This window comes from Gemmatirosa kalamazoonensis (assembly GCF_000522985.1).
Classification (GTDB): domain Bacteria; phylum Gemmatimonadota; class Gemmatimonadetes; order Gemmatimonadales; family Gemmatimonadaceae; genus Gemmatirosa; species Gemmatirosa kalamazoonensis.
In genome coordinates, this window is the sequence record NZ_CP007128.1 from 3837573 (window position 1) to 3854515 (window position 16943).

The window sequence follows — 16943 nt, forward strand, 5'->3', positions numbered from 1 at the left end:
CCGAAGGTACACCGTAGGAACGCGAGGGGTGCTGGGAGAACGCGTGAGAATGAAGCGCCCGCCCTACTCGCCTCCGCCCTGCCAGGCCCCGCGCGCCACGCTCTCGAAGCGCGTGTACTGCTTGTGGAAGTACAGCGGCACCGACCCGATCGGGCCGTTGCGCTGCTTGCCGATGATCACCTCGGCCTTCCCCTCGATCGACGGGTCCTTGAGCTGGCCGTTCTCGCGCTCCGCGTAGACCTCCTCGCGGAACAGGAACATGATGAGGTCCGCGTCCTGCTCGATGGCGCCGGACTCGCGGAGGTCGGAGAGCACCGGGCGTCCCTTCTCCGAGCCCGCGCGCTGCTCGACGGCGCGCGAGAGCTGCGACAGCGCGACCACGGGGACGCTCAGCTCCTTCGCGAGCGCCTTGAGACCGCGCGAGATCGTGCTGACCTCCTGCTGCCGGTTCTCCATGCCGTTAGGCACGGTCATCAGCTGCAGGTAGTCCACCACGACGAGGTCGAGGCCGTGGTCGGCCTTCAGGCGCCGCGCCTTCGAGCGCATCTCCATGATCGAGATGCCGGGCGTGTCGTCGATGAACACCGGCGCGTGCGACAGGATGCCCGCCGCGCGCGCGAGCCGCGGGAAGTCGTCGTCGCGCAGGCGGCCCTTGCGCAGGGTCTGCGCGTCGATGCGCGCCTCGCTCGTGAGCATGCGCTGCACGAGCGAGTCCTTCGACATCTCGAGGGAGAAGAACGCGACGGTCTTCCGCTCGGTGATCGCGACGTGCTGGGCGATGTTGAGCGTGAACGCGGTGTTGTGCACGCACACGTCGTTCGCCACGAAATTGTGCGTGTCGGGGATCGTGAGGTCGTAGACCTGCTTCTCGCCGACCGACTCGATCGAGACGATCTCGTCCCAGTAGACGTCGCCCGCCGACAGCTCGCGCAGCTCGTCGTCGTGGAGCGCGAGCGCGAGCGCCGCGAGCCGCTCGCGCGTGGGAGCGCGAACGCCCGCGTGGACGTTGCTGGTCCCGCGCAGTCCCGCACGTCGCGCGAGCGACGCCCAGCTCTCGCGGCCCTTCGAGACGGCGATCCGGTCCCACACTTCCACCGGGACGAGGTCGCGGTTCGTCTGGTATCGCCGCCCATCGATGGCGGACACCGCGGCCGCGAGTGCCTCCTCCTTTCCGAAGATCCCGATCTCGCCAGCGAAGGTGCGGATCGCGCGCGCGTCGGTGATGTCGAGCTGCCACGCGCTGCGCCGCTCGTCGCCGTACTTCACCGCGCGCCGCCGCAGCGCCGCCACGACGCCGAAGCGGAGCAGCACGTGCTGCAGCTGATGCGCGAGCCGCTCGCTCACGGTCGAGTAGCCGAGCTGCGCCTGGCCGCTCGCGAGCACGGTCGCCCAGCCGTCCGTCGCGAACAGGCGGTTCACGAACAGTGCGAGCTGCTCGCGCGGCAGCGTGAAGACCGCCGCCGGGATGTGCTTCTCGTGCGCGCCGCAGCCCCATAGCCCGAGCGTCCTGAGCCAGCGCGTGAGCGCGCGCGGCGGTCGCACGTCCTCCGTCACCTGCACGCCGCCGAACTCGCGCGACGCGTCTCGAAAGTCGGCGAGCACGCGCTCGTCAGTGTTCGTGAAGCGCGGCGTCGTACCGGTCAGGCAGCCGTCGCCGAGCAGGTAGCCCAGCAGCCGGACCTCGGCGTCGCGCATCGATCGGTCGCCGAACACCGCGAGCTCGCGCGGCACCGCGATGCGCGTCCCGACCGCGAGCTCGGCGAGCGGCCGCCACCCGTCCACCGTGCGGAACGGGTGCGTGATCGTCGTCTCGACGCTGCGGCCGAGCCGGGTGGTGACGCGGAACACGGGCTTCACTCCGTCGTCGAAGCCGGCGCTCGGCTCCGTGAAGCGGAGGCGCCAATCGTCGCCTAACGTGAGCAGCCGCGCCTCGCCGGCGCGATAGATCTCCTCGATCGTTCGCACGCTGCCGTCGGCGAGCACGATCTCCGTGTCGTGCGCGACGCACTTCCCCATCGACGGTCTCGCCGCGACGATCACGAGATCCGCCGGCTGGAACCCCGACGTCATCTCGTCGAGATCCTTGAACCCGCTCGGCACGCCGGTGATCGAGGTGCCGCTCTTGCTCTGCGCCTCGATGCGCTCCATCGCGGGCCAGAGCAGCTCCTTGATGCGCGTGAAGCCGCGCGTGTCCTTCGCCTGCGCGATCTGGAAGATCTTCGACTCGGCCTCGTCGAGCAGCTCGCCCGCGAATCGCTGTCCCTCGAACGCCTCGCCGACGATGCTCGTCGAGACCTCGATGAGCCGCCGCAGCAGCGCCTTCTCGCGGACGATCTTCGCGTGGTACTCCACGTTGCCCGACGTCGGCACGACGTCGAACAGGTAGCCGAGGTACTCCTTGCCGCCGCTGGCCTCCAGTTCGCCGCGGCGCATCAGCTCCTCGGAGAGCGTCAGCGGGTCGACGACCTCGCCGCGCTCGGTGACGGCCACCATCGCCCGGAAGATCCGGCGGTGCCCCTCCCGGTAGAACATCGTGTCGTCCACGTGCTCGGCGGCGCGCATGATCGCGTCCTGGTCGAGCAGCATGGCGCCGAGGACCGCCTGCTCGGCGTCCTCCGAGTAGGGGGGCCGCCGGTCCTTGTACGGATCAACCCGGAGGCTGCTGGGCGCGATCGAGTATTCGACGGGCGAGTTTGACATCTTCCCAGGTGGGACGCTTCCAGGCTTCGTTCCGCAGGAGCGCGGCGGGATGATACGTCGCGACGAGCGGGATCCCGTGGTAGCGATGCACCTGGCCTCGCAGCTTCGTGATCCCGAGCTTCGTGCCGAGGAGCGTCTGCGCTGCGAAGTTGCCGACGGTGAGGATCACCTTCGGCCGGATCAGCTCGAGCTGACGAACGAGGTAGGGAGAGCACGCCTCGACCTCGTTCTCCTCCGGGTTGCGGTTCCCCGGCGGCCGGTGCTTCAGAACGTTGCAGATGAACACGTCCTCCCGGCTCAAACTAATGGCCGCCAGGATCTTGGTAAGGAGCTGTCCGGCCGCCCCCACGAACGCGAGCCCGGACGCGTCCTCGTCCCCCCCCGGCGCCTCGCCGACGACCACGAGGTCGGCGTTCGGGTTCCCCTGGCCGGGGACCGGGTTCTTCGCCGTCCGGTAGAGCGGACAGCGTGTGCAGCCGGCGACGGTCTGGGCGATGTCGTCCAGCGTCGCGAGATGGTCCATGGGGCCGCCGAACAGCCCCGCCATCGACTCGCCGACGACGATGCCCGTCGGCGCATCGACCCCGTCGATCCGCCAGCGCGAGGCGTCCGGACGAGCGACCGGCGTCGGCGCCGCCTCCGGCACGCCGGTCGGCGTGGCCGCGGCGCCCGGCGCGGGACTCGGCGCCATCCCTTCGTTCGGCTGCTCCGCGGCCCGCGGCGGGACGTCGGCCGCGCGCAGCGTCGCGCGCCAGTCGCCGGCGGCGGCCGCCGCCTCGTCGATCGCCGGCGGCTCGGGAGCGGCAGCCGGCGGAGTGTGGGGCGGCGCGGGTGCGGGAGCCGGCGGCGGAGCGGGTCGATCCGCGGCGGCGCCGCGTGCGCCGAGCACCGACATGACCTCGTCGACGCTCATGCCGTCGAGCACCAGCTCGCTCTCGCCGAGCTCCTTGCGTTGCTCCAGGTAGCGCCGCAGCGCCTCGCGGGCCTCTCGCGACATGGCCGTCGTCAGTCTCCAGCGGCGAGCGAAGCGTCGGCGTCGGAGCCGCGCAGCAGCGCCTCGACGCGGTCGAGGATCGCGTCGGCGACGTCGCGCTTCGGCAGCAGCGTCAGCGCCTCCTCCGCGTCGCGCGACACGAACGTCACGCGGTTGGTCTCCACGCCGAACCCGGCGCCGGGCTCGGTCGCGTCGTTCAGGACGATCAGGTCCACGCCCTTGCTCGCCAGCTTCGCGCGCGCGTTAGGCAGCGCGTCGTGCGTCTCCAGCGCGAAGCCGACGATCACCGCGCCCGGCCGCCGGCGCGCACGCGTGGACGCGAGGATGTCCGCCGTCGGCTCCAGCTCGATCGCACGCGCGCCGGCGCCGCGCTTGATCTTCGCCTCGGCGACGCGCGCCGGCCGGAAGTCCGACGGCGCGGCGGCCATCACGAGCGCGTCCGCGTTAGGCAGCTCGCCGGCGACCGCGTCGGCCATCTCCTGCGTCGACTCCACCCGCAGCACGCGAACGCCGGCGGGCGTCGGCACGGCGAGCGGGCCGGCGATCAGCGTCACGTCGGCGCCGCGCCGCCATGCCGCGTCCGCGATCGCGACGCCCATCCGTCCGCTGCTGTGGTTGGAGATGAAGCGCACCGGGTCGATCGCCTCGCGCGTGGGCCCCGCGGTCACGAGCACGCGCTTGCCGGCGAGCGCCGCGCGCGGCTCCAGCTGCCGCGCGACGTGCGCGAGGATCGTCTCCGGCTCGGGCATGCGGCCCGGCCCACTTCCCTCGCCCGCGGCGAGCGGGCCCTCGTCCGGGTCGAGCACGGTGTAGCCGAGCGCGCGCGCGCGCTCGGCGTTGGCGCGCACCTGCTGATGCGCCCACATGCGGTCGTTCATCGCCGGTACGAGCAGCACCGGCGCCGTCGTGGCGAGCAGACACGCCGAGAGCAGGTCGTCGGCATGGCCGTGCACGGCGCGCGCGAGGAAGTCCGCCGTGCACGGCGCGACCACGACCGCCTCCGCCGCGCGCGCGAGCTTGATGTGGTCCAGAGCGCGCCCCACGCCCAACAGATCCACATGCACGGGCCGGCCGGTGAGCGCCTCGAGCGTGACCGCGCCGACGAACTCGGTCGCGGCGCGCGTCATCACGACGTCGACGACCGCGCCACCCTGCGACAGCAGCCGAGCGAGCCACGCCGCCTTGTACGCGGCGATGCCCCCGGTGATGCCTAACAGGACGCGGCGGCCGTCGAACGGGCGCATTACTTCGAGGGCAAGAGGGCAGGAGGGCACCAGGGCCGGAGGGGCTGAGAGGCGATAGCTCCTGCCCTCGCGCGTTTCGCGCGCGCCCTCCTGCCCTCCTGCCCTGGAACTTACTCGCCGCCGCGCCGCCGCGGGACGATGCGGTAGTCGAGATGGTCGCTCGAGAGCTCCTCGAGGGCGCGCGTCGTGAGCTTCTTCTCCCCCGACCGGCCCGGGACGCGCGGGAACTCGTTCAGCACGCGCGCGTACTTCGCCGCCACCAGCACGGCCAGGTACTTGTTCGTCGGCTCCTTCGCGATGTCCTTCGGCGTGAAGACCTGCATGATCAGCTCACTGATGTGTGGTGGTCGAGCCGCTGCCCCAGCTCGGAGAGCAGCTCGGCGATCTGGGCGTCGAGCGCGTGAATGCGATCCCGCCGCGCGCTCTCGGCGTCGATGATGGACCCCACCTGCCGCACCGCGGTGTCGAGGTCCTCGTTGATGATGACGTAGTCGTACTCGTGCACGGCCGCGATCTCGTCGCGCGCGTTGCGCAGCCGCCGCGCGATCGACTCCGCGCTGTCGGTCGACCGCGCGGACAGCCGCTCGTACAGCACGCGCGCGTTCGGCGGCAGCACGAACACCAGCACCGACTCGGGAAACGCCGCGGCGAACTTGCGGGCGCCCTGCGGGTCGATGTCCATGATCACATGCCGCCCCGTGTCGAGCACGCGCTTCACCTCGCTCCGCAGCGTGCCGTACAGGTTCCCGTGCACCTCGGCGTACTCGGCGAACTCGCCGCGGTCGATGCGCGCGAGGAACTCCTCGACGGGCATGAAGTGATAGTCGACGCCGTTCTGCTCGCGGCCGCGCGGCGCGCGCGTCGTGCACGACACCGAATACCCCACGTCGCCCCGTTCGGCGAGCAGTCGGCGCGCGATGGTCGTCTTGCCGCCGCCGGACGGCGACGAGAGGATCAGCGGGAACGGCTTCACTCGACGTTCTCCACCTGCTCGCGCACCCGCTCCAGCTCCTCCTTCACGAGCACGACGTCGTGCAGCATGGGCGCGTCGTTCGCCTTGCTGCCGGTGGTGTTCGCCTCGCGCAGCATCTCCTGCAGGAGGAAGCCGAGCCGCTTCCCCACCGGCTCGGCGGTGCCGTCGGTGAGCGCGGCGCGGAACGCGGCGACGTGCATGCGGAAGCGGTCGATCTCCTCGCTCACGTCGAGCCGGTCGGCGAGGATCGCCAGCTCCTGCGCGACGCGCTGCTCGTCCACGGCGATGCCCGCGGCCAGCTCGCGCACGTTCGTCCGCAGTCGCTCGCGCTGCTCGGCCAGGCGCGCCGGCGCGCGCTCGGCGATGCGGGCGTACGCCGCCTCCAACGTCGCGATCCGATCGAGCAGCACCGAGGCCACGCGCGCCCCTTCCTCGCGCCGCGTCGCATCGAGCGCGGTCGTCGCCTGCTCGACGATCGCCAGCAGCTCCGGCGCGGTCCCTTCGGGCTCGTCGGCGCCGCCCTCGGTGCGAAGCACGTCCGGCAGGCGGAGCACCGTCGCGACGTCGATCGTGCGGTCCAGGCCGTGCCGGTCGGCGAGCGCGCGGAGCTGCGTGACGTAGCCCGCGAAGCGCTCCTCGTCCACGACGGCGGCCGTCCGGGTCTCGGGGTCGCGATCGGCGCGGGCGAACAGCGTGACGTGCCCGCGGGCCACGCGCTGGCGCAGCAGCTCGCGCACCTCGCCCTCCCAGCGGCCGAGCGACGACGGCAGCTTGATCGACGGGTTGAAGAACCGGTGGTTCACCGTCCGCAGCTCGACGCTCACGCGCAGGGTGCCCACTCGGCCTTCCGCGGCCCCGAATCCGGTCATGCTCCGTATCATGGCGAGCCGGGTAAGTTATTGAGCCGCAACGATCTCGTCAATGCGACCCGGTGCGCCGCGGTCAGTTCCAGAACGTCCACCGCACGCCGTAGTAGTTGATCGGACCGGGCATCCGCAGCCCCGGCACGACCTCGTACGGGCGGTTGAGCGCGTTGCGCAGCTGGTAGCTCAGCACCCCGCTCTGGATGCGGATCTCGAGCTGCAGGGTGAGCACGTTCGCCGCCGGCGCGCACACTTCGAGGTCGCACAGCAGCGCCCCCTCGGTGTTCGGCGCTGGGGTGATCGGGAAGCGCACGCGGCTCCGGTACTCGTCGATGGCGGCGAACTTGAAGCCGAAGTTGCCGCTCGGGAACCGGCCGAGCCAGTTCGTGAGCACGCCGACCTCGCTCCGGAGCTGGAGCTGCGGGCGGTAGGCCCCGCCCGCCTGGCTCCACGCCAGGCCCCCGAGGTCCACGTAGACGTCCTTCCACACCGGACCGCGGGCGCCGAACGTCACGCCGGTCGCTGCCGTGGAATCGGCGGCGGCGATGGCCCGCTCGCAGCCGCCGGCCGGCAGCGTGAGACAGCCATAGGTGCGGAGCGGCGGCACCGTGTCGGCGCCGCGTCGCACGACGCCGCCGCTGAGCCACATCCGGCCGAGTCGGAGCGCCGCCTCCAGGCGGAGCGTCGTGGCGCCCTTGCTCGACGCGACCGTGTCGACGGCCGTGCCGGTGTCGTGCGGCGCCAGGCCGGGAAGCGTCCGCGACTCGCGGCTGGCGGAGCCGAGCAGCGAGAACCACGGCAACGGCGAGAGCCGCGCCGACACGTCGACGCGCGAGGCGCGCCAGGGCGGCAGGGCGACGCCGCCCGGGACGTCCGTCGTCTTCGTGATGACCGAGTCGACCGTCCCACCCTCGACCCGCCGCTGCTGGATGCGGCGATGCACCCGCGGCACGAGCGCGGAGTCCACCACGAGGCCACCCACGGCGCCCTTCTCGCCGAACACCGAGACGGAGAACAGCCGCGAGTCGTACGACGCGCGCACCGCCGGCGAGTTCAGCATCTCGCCGGCGACCGTGCGCAGGCGATCGGTGGCCGAGAGCCGAACGCCGCCGAGCCTGTAGCCACCGGTGAGCACGTACTGACGGCGCGAGAACGTGCTGTCGGCACGCAAGGTGTCTACCGAGACGACCACGTTCACCGGCGGTGTCGGCGCGAACGTCGTGTCGAGCGAGAGGAGCGCAGTCGTGGCGAGGCGCTGGCTCGCGGCGTTCGCGATCGCCTGCAGCCATGGCCCTCGCCCGTCCGGGTCCCCGTACGCGATGCGCAGCTGCGTGTCGTTTCGCCGCGACTCGAAGTTCGGCAGCACTTCCTGCTGATCCTCGAAGCGCAGCGTCGGATCGCGGCTGCGGTCGAGGCGATTCAACGTGGCGTCGACGCTCCACAGGCCGCGTGCCCAACCGACGCGGGCGAGCGCGTCGAGCACCGTGCCGCCGCCGCCGACGCGGCGGTTGCGCGACCCGGTGCCGAACTGCTGCACGCCGACCTGCGCGTCGAAGCCGCTGCCGAAGCGACGGCCGTAGAAGAAGCGATAGAGGTTCGTGTCCTCGTCGCCGGTGAACGCGTCGACGCGCGTGTACGGCGTCGTGTTGCGCACCGTCCACGTGCGGAGATGCACGCGCAGCTCGCCCGCGGCACGCTCGATCGTCACCTCGTCGATGTTCGCGAGCTGGATGTCGCCGACGTCGCGCACGCCCCCGGCCCGCGGATCGAGCGCGTCGAGCTCCACGCCGTCGCGGAACACGCGCACGCGCGTCGCGTCGCCGAGGTACGCGGCCGTCTGCGCGGACGCGATCCAGCCGGAGCGGAACATCGTCACGCCCGGGACGCGCTCCAGCAGGTCGGAGAGGTTGATCGCGCCGGTGGTCAGCACGGAGTCGCGCGTCCACCGGTACAGCGGCCCGACGCCGATGTCGTTAGGCACCTCGGCGCGGGCGATGGGCGCCTGGATGCTGTCGCGGCGCACCCGCGTCTTCAGCGTGTCGGGCACGCCGCGCACCGAGTCGATGCCGGCGCGCCGCGTGGTATCGACGGCGGCCGGCGCGGCGACGGTCACCGAGTCGCGCTTCGTGCGCACCGTGTCGGGCCTCGCCGGACGCCGCAGCGTGTCGCCGGGCTGCTGCGGGCGGCGCACCGTGTCGGCGGGCACCGGCGGCTGCGGCCGCGTGGGCTGGGCGACGAGCCCGACGGCGATGATCACCTGCAAAACGGCCCCGGCCACGAGGCCGAGGCCGGAGCGTGCGAGTCGTGCGAACGTGCCCGTCAGCGCACCCTCCCGCGCACGAACTCCACGAACGTGCCGGTGGGCGTCCCCGTGGGTCCCTTCGGCAGCGCGACGAGGTCCGATTCCGAGTACGCCGTGCCCGCGACGTCGAGGTGCACCCACGGGTAGTCGGTGAACTCACGGAGGAACCACCCGGCGGTGATGGAGCCCGCGGCGCGGCCGCCGGTGTTCTTGATGTCGGCGACGTCGGACTTGATCTGCTCGCGGTACTCGTCCCAGAGCGGCAGCTCCCAACCCGGCTCCGACGCGCGGCGGCCGGCGGCGAGCACCTCCTGCACGAGCCCCGCATCCGACCCCATCACGCCGACGGCGTTGTGGCCCAACGCGATCACGATCGCGCCGGTGAGCGTCGCGGCGTCGATGACGGCCGTCGGCTCGAAGCGCTTCACGTACGCGAGGCAGTCCGCGAGCACCAGCCGCCCCTCGGCGTCGGTGTTGATGATCTCGATCGTCTTCCCCGTCGACGCGCGCACGACGTCGCCCGGCTTCACCGCGGTGCCGCTCGGCATGTTCGTCGTCGCGCCGATCACGCCGACGACGTTCACGGGCAGCTTCATGCGCGCGATCGCCTCGATGGCGCCGAGCACGCCCGCGGCCCCGCACATGTCGAACTTCATCCACTCCATCCGCTCGGCCGGCTTGATCGAGATGCCGCCCGTGTCGAAGCAGAGTCCCTTCCCGACGAGCGCGACCGGCTTCGCGTCGCCGGCGCCGCGGTACTGGAGCGTGACGAGCTTCGGGTCTTCGGGCGTCGCCTGCGCGACGCACAGGAACGAGCCCATCCCCTCCTTCTCCATCTCGGCCCGGCCCATTGCCGACGCGGTCACGCTGTCGAAGCGCGACGCGATGTCGTTCGCCGTCTCCACGAACGTGTCGGGTGTGCAGACGTTGCCCGGCATCATCGCGAGCCGACGCGCGACCGCGTAGCCGTGCGCGAGCGCGATGCCGTCGTCGAGCCCGCGCTGCGCCGCGCGGTCGGCGAGGATCGTCGCCCGCTCGAGTGTCGCGCGCCGCTCGCTCTCCGGCGGCTGCGTCTGCATGTCGGTGTAGCGCCAGGCGCCCATGTCGAGCCCCACGGCGATGCTCTCGACCGCGCGCGCGTCGGCGTCGGGGGCGACGAACGCGAGCTCGCTCACGCCGATCTTGCTCGCGAAGCGCGCGGCGATCGACGCGGCGCGCCGCAGCGCGACGGCGCGGTCCGTCGCCTTGCCGGTGCCGACGAGCAGCACGCGCTGCACGCCGCGCTCGCCGCCGCCGAGGTGCAGCGACTCGTCGCGGCCGCCGCGAAAGTCGCGGCGGGCCAGCGCGCGCCCGACGACGCCGTGCAGCGTGCCGTCGAGCTCCGTCAGTGTCGCGGGGAGCGGCTCGTCGGCGCCGAGCGCGACGACGAGCAGCGGGGTGTCGAGCGCGTTAGGCGCGGCCTGCGAGAGCGACAGCGTCAGCGGCATGGGAGTGTGCGGAAGAAGGTCGCGGCGTGGCGCGAAGTCAGGCGCGCATCCCGGCGATGATCTCGTCGCCGAAGCCGGAGCACGAGACCTCGGTGGCGCCCGACATCTGCCGCGCGAGATCGTACGTCACGCGCTTGCGGCCGATCGCGTCCTCCATCCCCGCCACGATGAGCTTCGCGGCCTCGTCCCAGCCCATGTACTCGAGCATCATGACGCCGGACAGGATCACCGAGCCCGGATTCACCTTGTCGAGCCCCGCGTACTTCGGCGCCGTGCCGTGCGTCGCCTCGAACACCGCGAGCCCGTCGCCGACGTTGCCGCCCGGCGCGATGCCGAGTCCGCCCACCTGCGCGGCCGCGGCGTCGGAGAGGTAGTCGCCGTTCAGGTTCGGCGTCGCGATCACCGAGTACTCGTCGGGGCGCAGCAGCAGCTGCTGGAACATCGCGTCGGCGATGACGTCGTTCACGAGCGGGCCGCCGTTCGGCAGCTGCGTCCACGGACCCTTGTCGACGACGGTGCCGCCGAAGTCCTTCGCGACCTCGTAGCCCCAGTCGCGGAACGCGCCCTCGGTGAACTTCATGATGTTGCCCTTGTGCACGAGCGTCACCTTCGGACGCTTCGTCTTCAGCGCGTACTCGATCGCCATCTTCACGAGCCGCTTGGAGCCGAACGCCGAGATGGGCTTGATGCCGATGCCCGAGCCCTCGCGCACGTCCTTGCCGAACTGCTCCTTCAGCAGCCCGCGCAGCTTCTCCACCTCGGGTGTACCCGCCTTGAACTCGATCCCCGAGTACACGTCCTCGGTGTTCTCGCGGAAGATCACGACGTCGACCTTCTGCGGCTCCTTCACCGGCGCACCGACGCCCTCGAAGTAGCGCACGGGACGAATGCACGCGTACAGGTCGAGGATCTGACGCAGCGCGACGTTCAGCGACCGGATCCCGCCGCCGACCGGCGTCGTGAGCGGCCCCTTGATCGACACGCGGAACTCGCGCATCGCGTCGATGGTCTCCTCGGGGAGCCACTCGGTGGTCTTCTGGACCGACTTCTCGCCCGCGTACACCTCCATCCACGCGATCTTGCGCTCGCCGCCGTACGCCTTCTCCACCGCGGCGTCGAACACCTTCTGCGACGCGCGCCAGATGTCGGGACCGGTGCCGTCGCCCTCGATGAACGGCACGATCGGCCGGGCGGGTACGTGCAGCGTGCCGTTGGCGAACTCGATGCGGTCGCCGGAGGGAATCTGCGCGAAGCGGTACGTCGCCATGATCGACTCGTATACGGAACGGGCGGGCGGCGCTCGTGGCGCGCCCGCCGGAATGGAAGACCCGACGTGCAGACGTCGGCGCCCGCTCACCGGCGCGACGCGCCGGAGCGGCCGGAAACCTAGCGGGCTGGCCACGGCGGCGGCAAGCGAACGCGGGACGTCCGTTTCGCCGCGTTCCGTCCGCGTGGCCGTGCGCCGCTCGTCGACCTGCTGGCCGTCGCGATGGCTGTCGCGCGCCCCCGCGCCGGCGGCCGGGGACGTGATGATCTCCTCGCCCGCGCTCGGCGCGAGGATCTGCACCTCTCGGCGCCGCGGCACGAGGCCGAACGCGACCGCGCGGGTCTCGCCGGCGGCGATGGTGAGCTCTACGCGTTCGGGCTCGAACCGGTACTGCGTGGGCACGTTGTCGCCGCGTACGCTGGCCACCCACCGGCCGGGCGGCACCTCGCCGAAGTCCACCGTGCCGTCGGCGCGGCTGGTCGCGGTGAGCGTGCCGTGCTCGCCCGCGAGCTCCACCGTCAGCTCCTCCACACCGCCGGCGTCGACGAGCGAGTCGGTGCCGCCGCCGAGCGCCGTGCGCGCGGAGCTGAAGCGCCGGATCACCGCCGAGACGCGCGCCCCGCGCGACACCATCACGCGGAACGCCGCGCCGCCGCGCGACGCGCCGTCGACGACCACGACGCGGTCGCCGAACGCGAGCGCCCCGCCGCGCGCCGCCGTCGTGCCGAGCGCCACCGGGTACGTGCCCGGCGCGAGATCCGGGAATGCGACGCGTCCGTCGTCGTCGGTGACCGCCACGGCGTCGCCGACCCGGATCAGCGCGCGCGACAGCCCGCGTCCGGACGCCGCGTCCACCACGCGGCCGTGCGCTCCCTGTGCGCGGCGGCCGCCGCCGAACGGCAGAGCGATCGCGCGCGCGTACTCGAAGAACACGTCGGTGCGGCCGGCGGCGAGCGTTCGCTGGATGCCGGGCTGCGGCACGCGCCGCACGCGCACGCTGAGCGCGCCGCCGCGCGCGAGCCGGTGCTCGAGCGTCGCGTCGCCGCTCAGCGCCCACGCATCGACGTCGCCGCGCGTGCGGACGCCGAGCGCCGCGATGCTCAGCGTCGACGCGAACGGCAGCGGCATCGCGCCGTTCACGCCGGCCACCGCCGTCGCTGGTGCGAGCCGGAGGACCGAACGCCCATCGTTCACGTCGGCGAACGCGCCGATGCGCATCCCGCCGACGGTCGACACGTCCACGCTGGCGCTCATCGCGCGAAAGCGACCGCCCGCGTCCGCCACCACGTCGTGCACGACGCCCGTCTCGCCGGCGAGCGACAGCGACACGGGCCCGACGCTCTGCGACGCGCGTACGCGCGCGGCGTTCTGCCACGCGTCGATCAGTCGATCGCCGAAGCGCTCGCGGCGCGCGTCGCGCTCGAGTCCGACCGTCACGCGCTCGAGCAGCGTCGTCGACAGTCCGGCGAACGCGAGCCGCTGCGAGAAGACGGTCGGCATGCGCGTCGACGCGTCGACGTCCTGACGGCTCGCGTTCGCCGCGATGCGTACCGCGGACGCCAGTCGCAGCGACGTACCGACGTAGTCGGAGCGCGTCCCCTGCTGCGGCCCCGCGAACGTCGTCGGCGCGGCGCGATGCGACGCGTCGTACGTGAAGCGTCCGGCCCCGCCGGACAGCCGCGCGTCGACCGCGTGCGAGACGCCCTGCGGCCCGCTGCTCCCTGCCAGCTCGACGTCGAGCGACGGCGCGCGCGCGCCGCCGGCGGCGAACGTGGCGCTCGCGACGTGCCCCGGCGTGTAGCCGCCGACGCGGTTCAGGACGTTGAGGCCGACCGCCGCGCCGGCAGGCGTGTGCGCGCGCACGAACGCAGCGACCTCGCCGCCCGCCTCCGGCGTCCACCGCGCGTGCTGCGCGAAGCCGCCGACGTCGAGCGACGCGGCGGTATGCTCGACGCCGGCGCCGAAGCCCGGCACGCCGGAGCTGGTGAGCGGCGAGAGCCCGTAGAGCTGATCGCCGACGCGCGCCCGCAGGTCGTTCGTGCGCACCGTGACGCGGTACTCGTCGCGCTGCTCGAACGGCGAGAACGCGCTCGGGCCTCCGGGCGCCGGCGCCCGCAGCAGGAAGTCGACGTTCGCGCTGCCGGTCACCATGCCCGTGCCCGACAGCTCCGCGGGCGACATGCCGACGCTGCCGGCGCGCAGCCGGAGTTGCGCGGGCAGCGTGGAGGCCGTCGCCGCGGCGCCGCCGAGCCGCGCGACCACCGTGACCTGCGCGCTCGCCGTGGCGCGCGTCGAGTCACCGCCGTCGACCGTGAGCTCGACGAGATCGTCCCGGCCGCGTGGCTCGCCGCGCACGCCGCGCACGTCCACCGCCACCTCGCGTGACGCGTTAGGCGGCAGCTCGAGCGCGCCCTGCACCCTCGCCGTGGCGCCGCCGCTCACCGTCGCGCGCAGCGCCACGTGCGCGGGCACGTTCCCGCGATTCGCGACGCGGAAGCGCACCTCGTAACGCTGGCTCGCCAGCGCGTACTCGGGCGCCAGCGCGAGCGCGACGCTCACCGCGCGCCGCTCCGCGACGTCGACGCGCAGCGTGTCGCGGACGACGGCGCCGTCCGGCAGCGCGAGGGACAGCGCGACCGCATACCGTCCGGCGACGGCGTCGTCCGGCACCGAGACGCCGACGATCCACGTGTCCGACTCCCCCGGCGCGAGCGTCGCGTCGCCCGCACCGAGCACCAGCCGCCAGGCCGCCGGCGGCGCGACGCGCTCCGCGAACCGCACCGAGTCCGCGCCCCCGTTCCGCACGGTGAGCGCAGCCGTCACCGTCGCGCCGGGAGCGACGTGCCGCACCGTCGTGTCGCGCGCGCGCAGCGAGACGGTGCTTTGCCCGCGGAGCGGCGACGCGAGCGCGACACCGGCGACCGCCGCGAGCGCGAGCGGCTTCATGCGACCAACGACGCGTTGCGCGGGAGTGGACGGTCCGCGCACGGCTCGATCAGAGCTTCAGCTTGTAGGGCACGGCGTACACCGCCTCGTCGCCGGTGTCGGCGAACAGGACGACCTTGTACGCGCCCGCCGGCAGTCGCCCGAGCTCGAAGCGCTGCTTCAGCGAGGTCCCTGGATACAGCAGCCCGCGGTCCTGCTGCTTGCGCACCACCAGTGCGCCGCTCTCGTCGTACAGCTCCATCCACAGCACGGGGCGGTACGCGCGCGAGCCGTCGTTGCGCACGACCAGCTCGAGCGCGCGCGTGCTGTCGCGCTGCTCCTCCGCCCGCAGCCCGGTGAAGCTCACCCGGCGCGAGCCGCCGCTGACGTGCGTCGCCACCTGCACGGCGTAGCGCACGACGGCGCCGACGCCGACCTGTCCGCGGCCGGGCGCCGGCGCGGCGTTAGGCGTGTTGGGCACGCCCTCCACCATCACCGTGCTCCAGTACGTGCCGGCGAGCGTGTCGCCGGGCGGCACGGCGACGACGTACGTCAGCCCGACGTCGGCTCCCGGCGGCACGACGAGCTGGCTGGTGCTCGGCGTCACCCATCGCGCGTTGGACCGCACGGTCGACCCCGGGGCGTCGAAGTGTGACGTGCCGTCGGCGAAGAACTGGTAGTCCGTCTGATAGATGCGCACCGCCTGCGGCTGCGCCGACGAGTTCAGCACGCGGATGGTGCCCACGTAGCTCTCGCCGGGCGCCGCGGCGCGCTCCTGCACCGTGCTGGTCACGACGGCGATCTGCGCCCGGGCGCTGGACGCGCCGCCCGCCGACGCCACGGCGACGAGCAGCGCGGCCGGAACGCGCATTGAGAGAGCATGCATCGAGCGGGGCATCGTGGGATGCGATCAGAGGAGGCGGAACGAGAGCGACGCGGAGCTCGCGGCGATCGCGCCCGCGGCGGACGTGGCGGACAGGCGGTGCGTGATGGTGAGGGTACCGCTCTTGTTCTTCGGGATCGACGACGTGAGGTCCGCGTACGACGTCGACATGGTCACGAGGCCGTTCGACGTCGCTCCGCTCGGCGCCGTGACCGACACCTCGAGCGTCACCCCGGCCGGCAGCGCGGCGGCCAGCTTCGCCTGCAGCGTCAGGGCGCTGCCGTTGCCGATCGTGAACGCGAGCGTCGTCGTCGACACGCTCACCGACGTCGGCGCGGAGCCGGCGACGGCCGTCGACACCCGCAGCGTCGGCGTGCCGCTCGGGGTCAGCGACTGCGCATCGAGCCGCTGCACGCTGCCTAACGAGATGAGGGCGACGAGCGCGAGAGCCGCTCGCGTGCCGTGGAGAGCCGAGTGCCGCACCACGCGGTGTCCTGCTCGTGGCGGCTCAGGTTCCGCCGGTGATCGTGTACGTCACCGTTCGCGACGTCGCGGTCACCACGCCCGCGGCGGCCGTCGCCGAGAGCGAGTACGTCACCGAGAGCCCCGACTGGTTCAGCTTCGTGATGCCGGTGACGAGGTCCACGGCCACGGTGCCTAACGTCTGCGCACCGGCGCTCGCCGCGCCGGCCGGGGCGCCGAGGCTCGCCGTCAACGTGACACCCGACGGCATCGCGCTGCCGATGGACGCCGTGATCTTCGCGCCGGTCTGGTTGCACGTGACGGCCCACGTCGTGGACGACGACGTCACGGCGGTCGGCGCGCTCCCCGCGGTGGCCGTCGTCACGTTCAGCGTGACCGACGGGGCCGACACCGAGATCTGATTGATCGCGTCGACCTGAAAGTTGACGGTCTGGCTCGCGGTCTGTGCCGCCGCCGAGCGCACCGCCGACAGGGCGATCGCGACGAGGACGCCTCGGATCCACGTGCGAGGCTGCATCGACATTGGTGGGAACCCGTGTGAGCGCTCGACCGGAGCGCGACGGACGTGCCGTACGGGCTTGCTGTGTCGGAGGACGTGCGTCTTATGAGATCGTCACGAACGCGTCAGAACTTGAGCGACCCGTGGAGCCCCTCGTTTCACGGGGACATGCGAAAAGCCCCGGTCACCATCGTGACCGGGGCCATGCCGGGGACGGGACTCGAACCCGTATGCCCTTGCGGACAGAGGTTTTTGAGACCTCCGCGTATACCATTCCGCCACCCCGGCGCGTCGCCGCACCGCGTCAGCGGCCGCGCCTTCGC

12 protein-coding genes, 1 tRNA gene and 1 pseudogene are annotated in these 16943 nt (G+C 72.6%); all 14 read right to left on the bottom strand.

Going from position 1 to position 16943, the window contains the following annotated elements; translation table 11 throughout:
• Window positions 1-63: 63 nt before the first annotated feature.
• Window positions 64-2700, bottom strand: coding sequence for a replicative DNA helicase (dnaB, locus tag J421_RS16685; protein WP_104022723.1), 2637 nt, complete (start codon window positions 2698-2700; stop codon window positions 64-66).
• Entirely contained in the window at window positions 2648-3697 is a 1050-nt protein-coding gene (locus J421_RS16690; RefSeq protein WP_025412321.1) for a uracil-DNA glycosylase, read from the bottom strand. The genes dnaB and J421_RS16690 overlap by 53 nt, the downstream gene beginning before the upstream one ends.
• Window positions 3698-3705: 8 nt before the next feature.
• Window positions 3706-4938, bottom strand: coding sequence for a bifunctional phosphopantothenoylcysteine decarboxylase/phosphopantothenate--cysteine ligase CoaBC (gene coaBC / locus J421_RS16695; RefSeq protein WP_025412322.1), 1233 nt, complete (start codon window positions 4936-4938; stop codon window positions 3706-3708).
• 110 nt (window positions 4939-5048) lie between these two features.
• A complete protein-coding gene (locus J421_RS16700; protein WP_025412323.1) occupies window positions 5049-5261 on the bottom strand; it encodes a DNA-directed RNA polymerase subunit omega in 213 nt (70 codons plus the stop codon).
• Between the two features lie 2 nt (window positions 5262-5263).
• Window positions 5264-5911, bottom strand: a complete 648-nt coding sequence (gene gmk, locus J421_RS16705) for a guanylate kinase (protein ID WP_025412324.1) — start codon at window positions 5909-5911, stop codon at window positions 5264-5266.
• Window positions 5908-6780, bottom strand: a complete 873-nt coding sequence (locus J421_RS16710; protein ID WP_158508818.1) for a YicC/YloC family endoribonuclease — start codon at window positions 6778-6780, stop codon at window positions 5908-5910. The genes gmk and J421_RS16710 overlap by 4 nt, the downstream gene beginning before the upstream one ends.
• Window positions 6781-6853: 73 nt before the next feature.
• On the bottom strand, window positions 6854-9031 hold the full coding sequence (locus tag J421_RS16715) for a TonB-dependent receptor plug domain-containing protein (protein ID WP_025412326.1): 2178 nt from the start codon (window positions 9029-9031) through the stop codon (window positions 6854-6856).
• 62 nt (window positions 9032-9093) lie between these two features.
• A complete protein-coding gene (locus J421_RS16720) occupies window positions 9094-10563 on the bottom strand; it encodes a leucyl aminopeptidase (RefSeq protein WP_025412327.1) in 1470 nt (489 codons plus the stop codon).
• Between the two features lie 37 nt (window positions 10564-10600).
• A complete protein-coding gene (gene icd / locus J421_RS34640) occupies window positions 10601-11830 on the bottom strand; it encodes an isocitrate dehydrogenase (NADP(+)) (protein WP_025412328.1) in 1230 nt (409 codons plus the stop codon).
• Window positions 11831-14464: 2634 nt separating this feature from the next.
• A pseudogene (locus J421_RS34645) lies at window positions 14465-14776 on the bottom strand (NEW3 domain-containing protein); the annotation flags it as partial.
• Window positions 14777-14825: 49 nt separating this feature from the next.
• On the bottom strand, window positions 14826-15641 hold the full coding sequence (locus J421_RS16730) for a hypothetical protein (protein ID WP_148306363.1): 816 nt from the start codon (window positions 15639-15641) through the stop codon (window positions 14826-14828).
• Between the two features lie 24 nt (window positions 15642-15665).
• Entirely contained in the window at window positions 15666-16121 is a 456-nt protein-coding gene (locus J421_RS16735; RefSeq protein ID WP_148306364.1) for a hypothetical protein, read from the bottom strand.
• A gap of 25 nt (window positions 16122-16146) precedes the next feature.
• Window positions 16147-16644 (bottom strand): hypothetical protein, encoded by a 498-nt coding sequence (locus J421_RS16740; protein ID WP_025412331.1) that lies wholly within the window; start codon window positions 16642-16644, stop codon window positions 16147-16149.
• 181 nt (window positions 16645-16825) lie between these two features.
• Window positions 16826-16908 (bottom strand) — tRNA-Leu (locus J421_RS16745).
• Window positions 16909-16943: the final 35 nt, after the last annotated feature.

Excerpts from the sequence above, each read along its gene's own strand:
- J421_RS16700 (WP_025412323.1), bottom strand. The coding sequence starts at position 5,261 with ATGCAGGTCTTCACGCCGAAGGACATCGCGAAGGAGCCGACGAACAAG.
- J421_RS16710 (WP_158508818.1), bottom strand. The coding sequence starts at position 6,780 with ATGACCGGATTCGGGGCCGCGGAAGGCCGAGTGGGCACCCTGCGCGTG.
- dnaB (WP_104022723.1), bottom strand. The coding sequence starts at position 2,700 with ATGTCAAACTCGCCCGTCGAATACTCGATCGCGCCCAGCAGCCTCCGG.
- J421_RS16740 (WP_025412331.1), bottom strand. The coding sequence starts at position 16,644 with ATGTCGATGCAGCCTCGCACGTGGATCCGAGGCGTCCTCGTCGCGATC.
- coaBC (WP_025412322.1), bottom strand. The coding sequence starts at position 4,938 with ATGCGCCCGTTCGACGGCCGCCGCGTCCTGTTAGGCATCACCGGGGGC.
- J421_RS16720 (WP_025412327.1), bottom strand. The coding sequence starts at position 10,563 with ATGCCGCTGACGCTGTCGCTCTCGCAGGCCGCGCCTAACGCGCTCGAC.
- J421_RS16690 (WP_025412321.1), bottom strand. The coding sequence starts at position 3,697 with ATGTCGCGAGAGGCCCGCGAGGCGCTGCGGCGCTACCTGGAGCAACGC.
- J421_RS16730 (WP_148306363.1), bottom strand. The coding sequence starts at position 15,641 with ATGCATGCTCTCTCAATGCGCGTTCCGGCCGCGCTGCTCGTCGCCGTG.
- icd (WP_025412328.1), bottom strand. The coding sequence starts at position 11,830 with ATGGCGACGTACCGCTTCGCGCAGATTCCCTCCGGCGACCGCATCGAG.